General features: G+C 65.5%; 7 protein-coding genes. 4 read left to right on the forward strand and 3 right to left on the reverse strand.

From position 1 onward, the window contains the following. Nucleotides 1-126: 126 nt before the first annotated feature. The 3 genes from C5689_RS00175 to typA all read left to right on the forward strand — a co-directional run bounded on the left by C5689_RS00175 (nucleotide 127) and on the right by typA (nucleotide 5,242). Nucleotides 127-1,374 carry an argininosuccinate synthase gene (locus C5689_RS00175; protein ID WP_108915259.1) on the forward strand — a complete coding sequence of 416 codons (1,248 nt, stop codon included), beginning with the start codon at nucleotides 127-129 and terminating at the stop codon, nucleotides 1,372-1,374. 131 nt (nucleotides 1,375-1,505) lie between these two features. Then, nucleotides 1,506-2,867 (forward strand): TAXI family TRAP transporter solute-binding subunit, encoded by a 1,362-nt coding sequence (locus C5689_RS00180; RefSeq protein WP_244594512.1) that lies wholly within the window; start codon nucleotides 1,506-1,508, stop codon nucleotides 2,865-2,867. Between the two features lie 554 nt (nucleotides 2,868-3,421). Continuing rightward, entirely contained in the window at nucleotides 3,422-5,242 is a 1,821-nt protein-coding gene (gene typA, locus C5689_RS00185; protein WP_108915261.1) for a translational GTPase TypA, read from the forward strand. A 51-nt stretch (nucleotides 5,243-5,293) separates the two neighbouring features. Here the strand turns inward: typA and otsA are convergent, their stop codons facing one another. Genes otsA through otsB form a run of 3 tightly spaced genes read right to left on the reverse strand, consistent with a single transcriptional unit; the run spans nucleotide 5,294 to nucleotide 9,239 of the window. After that, nucleotides 5,294-6,682 carry an alpha,alpha-trehalose-phosphate synthase (UDP-forming) gene (otsA, locus tag C5689_RS00190; protein WP_108915262.1) on the reverse strand — a complete coding sequence of 463 codons (1,389 nt, stop codon included), beginning with the start codon at nucleotides 6,680-6,682 and terminating at the stop codon, nucleotides 5,294-5,296. Further along, a complete protein-coding gene (locus tag C5689_RS00195; RefSeq protein WP_108915263.1) occupies nucleotides 6,679-8,493 on the reverse strand; it encodes a glycoside hydrolase family 15 protein in 1,815 nt (604 codons plus the stop codon). The genes otsA and C5689_RS00195 overlap by 4 nt, the downstream gene beginning before the upstream one ends. Further along, nucleotides 8,490-9,239 carry a trehalose-phosphatase gene (gene otsB, locus C5689_RS00200; RefSeq protein WP_108915583.1) on the reverse strand — a complete coding sequence of 250 codons (750 nt, stop codon included), beginning with the start codon at nucleotides 9,237-9,239 and terminating at the stop codon, nucleotides 8,490-8,492. Before otsB ends, C5689_RS00195 begins: the two co-directional genes overlap by 4 nt. Before the next feature lie 240 nt (nucleotides 9,240-9,479). Between otsB and putA the strand changes: the two genes are divergently transcribed. Further along, nucleotides 9,480-12,548, forward strand: coding sequence for a bifunctional proline dehydrogenase/L-glutamate gamma-semialdehyde dehydrogenase PutA (gene putA / locus C5689_RS00205; RefSeq protein WP_108915584.1), 3,069 nt, complete (start codon nucleotides 9,480-9,482; stop codon nucleotides 12,546-12,548). The last annotated feature ends 1 nt before the right edge of the window (nucleotide 12,549 follow it).

Raw genomic sequence — 12,549 nt, forward strand, 5'->3', positions numbered from 1 at the left:
CTGACGAGACGCGTCGGGGTCGACGCGCCGGCTGCCGATAGCTCCGGCTTGCGCGCGCGCGGCGCGCCTCTATAGTCGCGGCGCGATGCGCGCCCGCGCGAGGCGGCGCCGAAAGAAGAATCTCGAATGACCCGCTCCAAGAAAGACATCAAACGCGTCGTTCTCGCCTATTCCGGCGGCCTCGACACCTCGATCATCCTCAAATGGCTGCAGACGACCTATGGCTGCGAGGTGGTGACCTTCACCGCCGATCTCGGCCAGGGCGAGGAATTGGAGCCCGCCCGCGCCAAGGCCGAGCTGCTGGGCGTCAAGCCCGAGCATATTTTCATCGAGGATCTGCGCGAGGAGTTCGTCCGCGACTTCGTCTTCCCCATGTTCCGCGCCAACGCCCAATATGAGGGGCTCTATCTGCTCGGAACCTCGATCGCCCGCCCGCTCATCGCCAAGAAGCAGATCGAGATCGCCCGCAGGCTCGGCGCCGACGCCGTCTGCCACGGCGCCACCGGCAAGGGCAACGACCAGGTCCGCTTCGAGCTCGGCTATTATGCGCTGGAGCCGGACATCACGGTGATCGCCCCCTGGCGCGAATGGGATTTGACCTCCCGCACCGCGCTCATCGATTTCGCCGAGAAGAACCAGATTCCGATCGCCAAGGACAAGCGCGGCGACGCGCCCTTCTCGGTCGACGCCAATCTTCTGCACACCTCCTCGGAGGGCAAGGTGCTCGAGGATCCGGCGGAGGAAGTGCCGGATTATGTCTATTCCCGCACCATCGATCCCGAAAAGGCGCCGGACGTCCCGCAATATGTCACTGTCGATTTCGAGAAGGGCGACGCCGTCGCCGTCGACGGCGTGGCGCTCTCGCCGGCCGCCCTGCTGACCAAGCTCAATGAGCTCGGCCGCGCCCATGGCATAGGCCGGCTCGACCTCGTCGAGAACCGCTTCGTCGGCATCAAATCGCGCGGCATGTACGAGACTCCCGGCGGCGCCATCCTGCTCATCGCCCATCGCGGCATAGAGAGCGTGACGCTGGACCGCGGCGCGGCGCATCTGAAAGACGAGATCATGCCGAAATACGCCGAGCTGATCTACAACGGCTTCTGGTTCGCCCCGGAGCGCGAGATGCTGCAGGCCTTGATCGACAAGAGCCAGGAGTTCGTCACCGGCCGCGTGCGGCTGAAGCTCTACAAGGGCTCTGTCCATGTCGTCGGCCGCGAGAGCCCCTATTCGCTGTACGATAAGGAGCTCGTCACCTTCGAGGAGGGCGCGGTGGCCTATGACCATCGCGACGCCGAGGGCTTCATCAAGCTCAACGCGCTGCGCCTGCGCACGCTGGCCAAGCGCGGCGCTCGCGGCGCGAAGGAAAAGCCCTGAGCGGCCGCCTGCGACGAAAGCTGGAGCATTTTTGCGCAGAAATGCTCTAGCCTCCACGACTTCGCCTTCGAGAACTCGAGAAATGGTCGCACTATATGAGGAAATTCGGCTTCGCAACCGAGGCTGATCCCATGCTGCGAACCATTCTCGCGGCGCTGATCGTCTGCCTCGCCCTCGTCGGCGGGGTGGCGACTGCGCTGCATCTCTACAACCGTCCGGCGGAGCTGCGCGTCGCCGTCGTTCAAGGGACGCAGGATTTCCGCCTGCTGACCGCGGCGGCGCAGACTTTCTCCCATCAGCACGAGCCGGTGCGGCTGAAGGTCATGCCGGTCGCCGATTCCGCCGCTGCGGCGACGGCGCTGGAGCAAGGCGCGGCCGAGCTGGCGGTGGCGCGCAGCGATGCGCTGCCGCCCTCGGCGCAGGCGATCGTCGTGCTCCATCGCAATGCCGCCGTGCTGGTCGCGCCGGGCGGCTCCAAGGTCAAGCGCGTCGCCGATCTGCGCGGCAAGACGATCGGCGTCGTCCAGGAGATCGCCGGCGCGCGCGGCAATGTCCGGCTGCTCGAGACAATCCTGGCTCAATATGACATTTCCGAGCAGGGATTTGCGACAGTCACGCTACAGCCGGCGGAGGTCGAGGCGGCGCTCCGGGCGCAAAAAATCGACGCCGTCTTTCTGGTCGCAATTCCGCAGATCGGTCCGGCCAGCGACATCATCCGCACGATCGCCGCGAGCGGAGCCAAGGGCAAGCCGCCGGTCTTTCTCGCGGTGGCGGAGGCGAAGGCGATCGCCAAGCGCTATCCGACGCTCGAGCCGACCGAGATCGTCCATGGCGCCTTCGGCGGCGATCCGCCCCGGCCGGACCAGGCGCTGGAGACCACCAGCGTCGCCGTGCTGCTGGTGGCGCGGCCGTCGCTCCAGGGAAGCGTCGCCGGCGAGGCGACGCGCGCCTTTCTCACCAGCCGCTCGGCCGTCGCCGCTCTCGCGCCGCTCGCCAATAATATGGAGGCGCCCGCCACCGACAAGGATTCGGTCGTGCCGGCGCATCAGGGCGTGATCGATTTCATCGACGGCGAGGAACGCGGATTCTTCGACAAATACAGCGACTTCTTCTATCTCGGCGCGATGCTGGCCTCGCTCGTCGGCTCGGCCGCGGCGGCGCTCGCCAGCCGCGTGCGGACGAAGACGCACGAGCATTCCGAACGGCTGATCGAGCGCCTGCTGGAAATTCTGCCCGCCGCCCGCGCGGCGCAGGATTTCGCCGAGCTCGACGAATATGAGCGCGAGCTGGACCAGGCGCTGGTCAGCTCCGTCGCCGATCTCCGCTTGCGCCATATGGACGGAACCTCGCTGCATGTGGTCTCGCTGGCGCTGGATCAGGCCCGTCTCGCGATCCAGGACCGCCGCCGCGCGCTGTGCGAGGCGAAGGGGGAGACCGCGAAGGGGGAGGTCGCCGCCTTTCCGGCGCTGCGGAAGATTCCGGCGGCGGAATAGATTCCGGCGACGCCCGACTGGCTACGCGCGACGACGATCCGCCAATGCAGCTCGCATACCGCATCCTCGCCGCACTCTTCGCCGCTAGCTCGCGCATCGGGAGCAGAGCCTCGTAATGGTCGCTCGAGATGCTCGCGAAGAGACTAGCCGCCCACGGTGACGCCATGCTCGATGACCTCGGCGGTCTCTCGCAGCGTCAGCGTGTTTCCCTTATGGCGTTGGACGTGTAGGTGAGCTCGACGTCGTAATGCTTTTGCAGCTGAGCGACCGCATCGGCCCGCAAAGGGCGCAGCCGGTCGAGCCGAGCCTTTTTTCTCGCAATGCCGTCAATGAGTTCGTCGAGCCTGGGGAATCTCGTATCAGATAATTGAAATCACGTCAGGTTTCGAGCGATCGAGCGGCCGACGCCCCCTCTTCGTCCCCCCTGCCGCCACGCTTCCCATTCGCGTCGCGCTCCTGTATGAGATGCCGCACTGCAAAAAGCCGCGGTCCGCCTCGCGCCCGAAAGGAGCGCCGGGCCGCGCTTCGCCCGCGAACCGATCGGCCATAATCCCATGAAGCTGCGCAACATCGCCATCATCGCCCACGTCGACCACGGCAAGACGACGCTCGTCGACCAGCTGCTCCGGCAATCGGGCGCCTTCCGCGAGAACCAGCGCGTCGCCGAGCGGGTGATGGACAGCAACGACCTCGAGAAAGAGCGCGGCATCACCATCATGGCCAAGGCGACCTCGATCGCCTGGAAGGATACGCGCATCAATATCGTCGACACCCCCGGCCACGCCGATTTCGGCGGCGAGGTGGAGCGCATCCTCTCCATGGTGGACGGCGCCATCGTGCTGGTGGACGCGGCCGAAGGCCCGATGCCGCAGACCAAATTCGTCGTCGGCAAGGCGCTGAAAATCGGCCTCAAACCGATCGTGGCCATCAACAAGGTCGACAAGCCCGACGCCCGCATCAGCGAGGTGGTGAATGAGGTGTTCGACCTCTTCGCCGCGCTGGACGCCACCGACGAGCAGCTCGATTTCCCGATCATCTACGGCTCGGCCAAGCAGGGCTGGATGGCGGAGGAGCCGACCGGCCCGCAGGACGGCATGGCCCCGCTGTTCGATCTCGTCATCGAGCATGTGCCGGAGCCCAAGATCGAAGAGGGCGGCTTCCGAATGCTCGGCACGCTGCTCGAGGCGAATCCCTATCTCGGGCGCATCATCACCGGCCGCGTCTTCGCCGGCAGTGTGAAGCCCAATCAGGCGGTAAAGGTGCTGGACCGCTCCGGCAAGGTCGTCGAGCAGGGCCGCGTCTCCAAGATTCTCGCCTTCCGCGGCATCGAGCGCCAGCCGATCGACGAGGCGGAGGCGGGCGATATCGTCGCCATCGCCGGCCTCGAGAAATATAACGTCGCCGACACGCTCTGCGCGCTCGAGGTCAATGAGCCGCTGCAGGCCCAGCCGATCGACCCGCCGACCCTCTCCATGACCTTCCTCGTCAACGACTCGCCGCTCGCCGGCACCGAGGGCGACAAGGTCACGAGCCGCATGATCCGCGCCCGCCTGTTCAAGGAGGCCGAGGGCAATGTGGCGCTCCGCGTCGAGGATTCGCCCGGCGGCGAGAGCTTCATCGTCTCCGGCCGCGGCGAATTGCAGCTTGCCATTCTGATCGAGACCATGCGCCGCGAGGGCTTCGAGCTCGGCGTCTCCCGCCCCAAGGTCGTGTTCCAGAAGGACGAGGCCGGCGAGATACTGGAGCCGATCGAGGAGGTCGTGATCGACGTCGACGAGGAGCATTCCGGCGTCGTCGTGCAGAAAATGTCCGAGCGCAAGGCCGAGATGATCGAGATGCGCCCCTCCGGCGGCAATCGCCTGCGCCTCGTCTTCCATGCGCCGACGCGCGGCCTCATCGGCTATCAGGGCGAGCTTCTCACCGACACGCGCGGCACGGCGATCATGAACCGCCTGTTCCACGAATATGCGGCCTATAAGGGCGAGATCGCCGGCCGCCGCAATGGCGTGCTGATCTCCAATGAGCAGGGCGAGGCCGTGGCCTACGCCATGTGGAAGCTCGAGGATCGCGGCCCGATGATGATCGAGCCGGGATGGAAGGTCTATCGCGGCATGATCGTCGGCGAACATACGCGCGACAACGACCTCGAGATCAACGTCCTCAAGGGCAAGCAGCTGACCAATATCCGCGCCGCCGGCAAGGACGAGGCCGTGCGCCTCACCCCGCCGATCAAGATGACGCTGGAGAAGGCGCTGGCCTATATCGAGGACGACGAGCTGGTGGAGATCACGCCCAAGTCGATCCGCCTGCGCAAGACCTATCTCGATCCCAATGAGCGCAAGCGCGCGCGCGGCAAGACCGCCGCTATAGCGTAAATCTCGACGCGCGCTTCCTTCTCCCGCCTGCGGGAGAAGGAAGCGCGCGCCTCACGCCGCCAGCGGCAGCCGGCAGGCGCTGAGCGCGCGCAAAAATCCATCCATCCAATTATAGGAATCATGCTTGCGTACGCGCGCGAGCAGCGCGGCATGGCGCTCCTTGCGTTCGCCGAGCGGCATCACGATCGCCTTTTGCATCGCATTGGCGACCTCGTCCGCGTCGTAAGGATTGACGATCAGCGCCTCTTGCAGCTCCTCCGCCGCGCCGGCGAAGCGCGACAGCACCAGCACGCCCGGATTCTCCGCATCCTGCGCGACGACATATTCCTTGGCGACGAGATTCATGCCGTCGCGCAGAGGCGTCACCAGCCCCACTTGTGAGCCGCGATAGAGCGCCGCCAGCGTGTCGCGATCGACGCGACGATGCAGATAGCGCACCGGCGTCCAGTCGAAATCGCCGAACTGCCCGTTGATCTCGCCCGACAAGGCCTCCAGCTCGTGACGTATGTCGGCATAGGCCTGCACATCCTCGCGCGTCGGCGGCGCGATCTGCATCAGCGTCACCGCCTTGCAATTCTGCGGATAGATTTCGAGCAGGCGCTTGAAGGAACGCAGCCGATCCGGAAGGCCCTTGGTGTAGTCGAGCCGATCGACGCCGATGACATTTATGCGCGGCTCGCCGGCGCGATGCAGACGTTGAATGCGCTCGGCCGCGCTCGGGCTCTCGGCCATTGCGGAGAATGAATCGACGTCTATGCCGACAGGGAAGACCGACGCCGTGACCGTCTTGCCGCCGACGCGCACGAGATCGGGCGTCAGCATCTCGCCCTGCATGAAGTCGCACATGAAGCGCAAGAAATTGGCTTGGTCCGTCTTGGTCTGAAAGCCCACGAGATCATATTCGACGAGCGCGCTCATCAGCCATTCGTGCTCCGGCATGGCGCAGAGCACATCCGGCGGCGGAAATGGAATATGCAGAAAGAAACCGATGCGATTGGCGACGCCGCGCTCGCGCAGAGCGGCGCCGAGCGGAATGAAATGATAATCGTGCACCCAGACGAGATCATTGCTCATCAGCATGGGCGCGAGCTTTTCCGCGAAGCGATCGTTGACCCGGCGATAGCCGTCGATCGCCTCTTGCGTGAAGCGCGCGAGATCGAGCCGGTAATGATGCACGGGCCATAGCGCCGCATTGGCGAAGCCGAGATAATAATCGCGATAGTCGCGCTCGGTGAGCGGCATTGTGGCGAGCGTCAGCTCGTCGAATTTGACGCGCGATACGTCGATCTCGGCGTCGTCCGGCACGATTTCGCCATTCCAGCCGAACCATACGCCGCCGCGCTTGCGCAGCGCGTCGAGAATGCATACGGCGAGCCCGCCGGCGGCATGGCTGCAGCCGGGCTCGGCGACGCGATTGGAGACGACGACGAGGCGTTTCATATGGCTTTCTCCCAAGAACGCGACAGCCTCATGGCGCAGTTGATGACGCCGACCATGGAATAGGTCTGCGGATAGTTTCCCCAGGCTTCGCCGGTTTTGACGTCTATGTCCTCGGACATCATGCCGAGCCGGTTGCGTTGCGCGAGCAGCGCCTCGAAATAGTCGCGCGCCTCCTCGCGGCGCCCCATGCGCGCGAGCGCGTCGATGCGCCAGAAGGAGCAGGTGGTGAAGGCGGTCGTCGGCTCGCCGAAATCATCGGCCGCCTCATAGCGCATCATATGCGCGCCGCGACCGAGCGCCGATTCGATCTGCTCGAGCGTCGAAACCATGCGCGGATCATTGGGATCGATGAAGCCGACCTCGGTCATCAGCAAAACGCCGGCGTCGAGATACTCGCCGTCGAGCGATTCGACGAAGGCCTGACGCTTTTGCGACCAGGCCCGCTCGAGAATCACCTGCTTGATGCGTTCGGCCTCCTGCCGCCAATCGCGGGCGCGCTCCGGCTCGCCGATGTAATCGGCGATGCGCGCGAGGCGATCGGCCGCCGCCCAGCACATGAGACTCGACGTCGTGTGAATGCGCGCGCGCGAACGCAGCTCCCACATGCCGGCGTCGGGCTTGTCGTAGCAGGCGAGCGCCTGCCGGCCCATATCCTCGAGCCGCAGGAAATCCATGCGCGTCGGCGGCGACATCAGGCGCCGATCGAGAAAGGCCTGCGCGACGCCGAGGATCACATTGCCATAAGAATCGTGCTGAAAATGCTGATACGCCTGATTGCCGACGCGCACTGGCCCCATGCCGCGATAGCCGGGCAGATTGGGAATGATGCGCTCGGTGAGCTCCGATTCGAGGCCGAGCCCATAGACCGGCTGAATATGCGAGCCGGCCGCCGAAGCGACGATATTCATCAGCCAATCGAAATAATTCTCCATCTTGCGCATCGCCGCCATGCGATTGAGCGCGCGCACGACGAAGTAGGCGTCGCGCACCCAGCAATAGCGATAATCCCAATTGCGCTGCGTGCCCGGCGCCTCGGGAATGCTCGTCGTCAGCGCGGCGACGATGGCGCCGGTTCCTTCATAGGTGCAGAGCTTCAGCGTGATCGCGGCGCGCAGCACCGCGCTCTGCCATTCGAACGGAATCGCCAGCCGATGCACCCAGCGGCGCCAATAGTCGCGCGTGCGCTCCTCGAAATTGCGCGCCGTATGCGCGATGCCCTCGTGCAATGTCTCGTCCGGGCCGAGCAGGAGATCGACAGGGCTGCTCAGATTGAACAGCGTCTCCTCGCGCACATAATCGAGCGGCGCATTGGTGGTGAGCCGCAGAACCGAATGCGGGCCGACATAACGAATGTGGTGCGAGCCGAAGGTGAGGCTGGGAAGAGCCGCGCCATAATCGTAGCGCGGCCGCAGCCGAATACGAATGCGGGGCGTGCCGGAGACCGGCGTGAGCCGGCGGATCAGCATGTTGGGATGATAGAGACGATCGCGCCAGAAGAAGCGCGGCGCAAAATCGGTGATGCGCACCGAGCCCTGCTTGCCATGCAGCACCGTCTCGAGCACCGCCGTGTTGCCGCAATAATCCTGCTCGCTGTGAACCCGATCCTCGAGATCTATCGCGAAGAAGCCGCCATCCTCCATGTCGGGTGGCGAGCCGAGCAGGCTGTGGAACACGGGATCGCCGTCGAAGCGCGGCAGGCAGCACCACACGACGCTGGCGTCGCGATCGATCAGCGCGGCGAAGGAGCAATTGCCGACGACGCCGAGCTCTAGATCGCTGACCTTGCGCTCCTGCTGCTGCGCATCGCTCATCGCGCCCGCTCCGCTTCCGCCACGCGCGCGAGCTCGGCGAGCCAGCGATGCAATTCGTGCAGATCCGCCGCTCTATAATGCGCCAGAGTGGCGCTTCTCCCCACTTTGATGGAGACGCCGCCGCGCGCATTGACGACGCCGAAGCCGACCTCATCCGTCACGTCGTCGCCGGCGAAGATCGGCACGCGTCCGCGAAACGGCTCTTCCTTCAGAAATGCCTCGATCACGTCGCCTTTGTCGCCGCCCTGCGAGCGAATCTCGAAAACTTTCTTTCCAGGCAGGACCTCGAGCTCGGGATGATCGCGCACGGCGCGCTCCGCAATGGCGCGGCATCTCGCCTCCAGTTCCGGGCGAAGGCGATAGTGGAGAGCGACCGCGCCGGTCTTGCGCTCGACGATGACGCCGGCGTCGCCGACGACATCCGCTTCTATCGCGCGAATGACCCGCTCGAGATCGGCGCATACGTCGCCGCTCCGATGCAGGCGCCCCGCTGCGTCGCGGCGTTGCAATCCATGCACGCCGGCCACCGGGAGCCGAAGCGGGCTGAGCAGAGCGTCGATGACGGCGATGTCGCGGCCTGAGACCACAGCGAGAGCGTCGCCGGCGGCGCGGCGTAATGCGCCGAGAAGCGCGATGGTCGACGCTTCGACTCGCACGGCCTCCGGTCGCTCGGCGATTTCGGCGACCGTGCCGTCGAGATCGAGAAACAACGCGAAGCGGCCGATATCATCGACTTTGGGCAACATCGATCGAGCGTCTCCCTCCGGCCGCATCTTGCCGCGGCGACCCGTCATGCATATTTCGGATATGACGGAACAGCGACGTTCGCGCCGATTCGCGCTCTCGCGTTCGTTCCCGCCCTCGCTTGTGAAACAACTATGGACGACTTCGACGTTTTCAATGACGATATCGCCGCGATGTAAAGGCGACGCTCGCGTCTCCTTTTCGTGAGCTTCGCCGACGGACACATTTCGGGACGGAGCGAGATGCCGCGACTGAAGCCGTTTTGTGCGCCTTGGTTTCCCGCCGATGAGGAGATCGCGGCGGCGCTCCTGTCCGCGCCTTTCGATTTCGAGCATAGCGCGCGCGCCGACAAACTGGCGCAGCGCCTGCTCGCGGCCGTGCGCGCGCCCGAGGGAATCGGCCATATCGAGCGGCTGATGCAAGAATATTCGCTGTCGACCCGCGAGGGCGTGGCGCTGATGGCGCTCGCCGAATCGCTGCTGCGCGTGCCCGACGATTCGACTCTCGATCGTCTCATCGCCGACAAGCTCGCCGCCGGCGCATTCGATCGTCACGCGCCCGTCTCCGACGCGCTGCTCGTGCAGGCGACCGCCTTCGCGCTCGGCGTCTCGACGAAGATTTTCGCTGCGGATGAGACGCCGCGCAGCCTCGTCGCACAAGCGGCCCGGCGGCTCGGCGCGCCGGCGCTGCGCAGCGCCGCCCGACAGGCCATGCGACTGATGGGCGATCATTTCGTTCTCGGCGAGACGATCGAGGAGGCGCTCGCCAACGCATCCGCCGACTCGCGCTGGCGCTACTCGTTCGACATGCTCGGGGAAGGCGCGCGCAGCGCCGCGGACGTCGAGCGCTATTTCCAGTCCTATGCTTCGGCGATCACAGCCATAGGCGCGAAGGCCGGCGCGCGCCCACTTCCCGACCGGCCCGGCGTCTCGGTCAAGCTCTCCGCTCTGCATCCGCGCTTCGAGCCATTGTCGCAGGAGCGCGTGCTGCGCGAGCTCACGCCCCGTCTGCTCGAGCTCGCGCGCCTCGCCAAGACTCACGATCTCGCCTTCACGATCGACGCAGAGGAGGCCGAACGTCTCGAGCTGTCGCTCGACGTGATAGACGCCGTCGTCGCCGACCCCTCGCTCGCCGGCTGGGACGGCTTCGGCCTCGCCATCCAGGCCTATCAAAAGCGCGCCGCCGCCGTGATCGATCATATCGAAGCGCTGGCGGAGGCGCATGACAGGCGTTTCATGATCCGCCTCGTCAAAGGCGCCTATTGGGACACGGAGATCAAACGCGCGCAAGAACGCGGGCTCGCAGACTATCCCGTGTTCACGCGCAAGGCGATGACCGATCTGAACTACGCCGCCTGCGCCGACCGCCTGCTCGCAGCGCCGCGCATTTTTCCACAATTCGCGACGCATAATGCGCTGACCATCGCGACGATCGTCGAGAGCGCCCGCGATCCGTCGACCTATGAATTCCAGCGTCTGCATGGAATGGGCGCAGAGCTCTACGCGGCGCTGCTCGACGAAGAGAAGCGCGCACGCTGCCGCGTTTACGCGCCAGTCGGCCCGCATCGCGATCTGCTCGCCTATCTGGTGCGGCGCCTCATCGAAAACGGCGCCAATTCCTCCTTTGTCGCGCGCGCCGCCGACGCCGCGACGCCGCAGAGCGAATTGCTCGCGCCGCCGCGCGCGATCATCGGCGACGCTATGCGCACTCGTCATTCTCATCTACCGCTCCCCTCCGATCTCTATCGGCCGCTGCGCGCAAATTCCAAAGGCGTCGAATTCGGCGATCGTCGAGCGCGCGACGCTCTGCTGGCGGAGCGCGACGCCGAGCGCAACCGGCTGCGCGTAGCGGCGCCGTCATATGGAAAAAGCGGCGTCGCTCCGCGTGATTTGCGATCGCCGATCGACGCCGCGCTCATCGGCTCCGTCGTCGAAGCAGATGCGCAGACCGCGCGCGACGCCATGGCTGCCGCCGCTCGCGCCTTTCCCGCATGGGAAGCGACGCCCGTCGAAGCGCGCGCCGACATTATCGAACGCGCCGCCGATTTCATCGAGGCGCGACGCGGGCTCTTCATCGCCCTGCTGCAGGACGAAGGCGGCAAGACGCTCGACGACGCGCTCGCGGAAGTGCGCGAATCCGCCGATCTCTGCCGCTACTATGCGGGACAGGCCCGTCGCCTCTGCGAGGAGAAGGCCCTCCCCGGCCCCACCGGCGAAGACAATCGCCTGCGCCGGCGTGGGCGCGGCGTTTTCGTCTGCATCTCGCCGTGGAATTTTCCGCTGGCGATTTTTATCGGCCAGATCGTTGCGGCGCTCGTCGCCGGCAATGCCGCAGTCGCCAAGCCAGCCGAGCAAACGCCGCTCATCGCGAGCGAAGCTGTCGCGCTTCTGCACGAAGCCGGCGTTCCGCACGAGGCGCTTCATTGTCTCCCCGGCGATGGCGCGCTCGGCGCCGCACTCATCGGCGACGCCAATGTCGCCGGCGTCGTCTTCACCGGCTCGACCGCAGCCGCCCAATCCATTCATCGAGCGCTCGCAGCGTCGACTGGGCCAATAGTTCCATTCATCGCCGAGACCGGCGGCGTCAACGCCATGATCGTCGATTCGACGGCTCTGCTCGAGCAAGTCGTCGACGACGTCATCGCTTCCGCCTTCCGCTCCGCCGGTCAACGCTGCTCGGCGCTGCGGCTTCTCTGCCTCCAGGAGGATATAGCGGAGGATGCGCTCGCAATGCTGATCGGCGCGACGAGAGAGCTGCGCATCGGCGATCCACGCGATCCATCGACACACATCGGGCCGGTCATCGAGGACACGGCGAAAGCGCGGCTCTGCGCCTATCTCGCGCAGCGCCGTGCGGAGGGGCGCGTGTTCTATGCCGGCGCGGCGCCCGAGAGCGGCAGCTTCGTCGCGCCGCATATTGTGAGGCTCGATCGCGCCAGCGATCTCCGCGAGGAGATTTTCGGCCCCATTCTCCATGTCGCGACATGGCGCGCGCAAAAAGACGAGGATTTTTTAACGCTGGTCAAAGACATTGCGGCCAATGGATTCGGCCTCACAATGGGCCTGCATACGCGCATAGAGACGCGCATTCGCGCGCTCGCCGAGGCGACGCCCGCCGGCAATCTCTACGTCAATCGCAATATGATCGGCGCCGTCGTGGGCAGCCAGCCTTTCGGCGGATCCCGCATGAGCGGCACTGGGCCCAAGGCCGGAGGCTCCGACTATCTGCGCCGCTTTCTGCGCGAAGAGACGGTGACCATCAACACCGCCTCCTTCGGCGGCGACGCGCGGCTGCTGGCGATGAAGGAGTGAC

Origin of the sequence: Methylosinus sporium, assembly GCF_003113265.1 — a bacterium.
Taxonomy (GTDB): domain Bacteria; phylum Pseudomonadota; class Alphaproteobacteria; order Rhizobiales; family Beijerinckiaceae; genus Methylosinus; species Methylosinus sporium.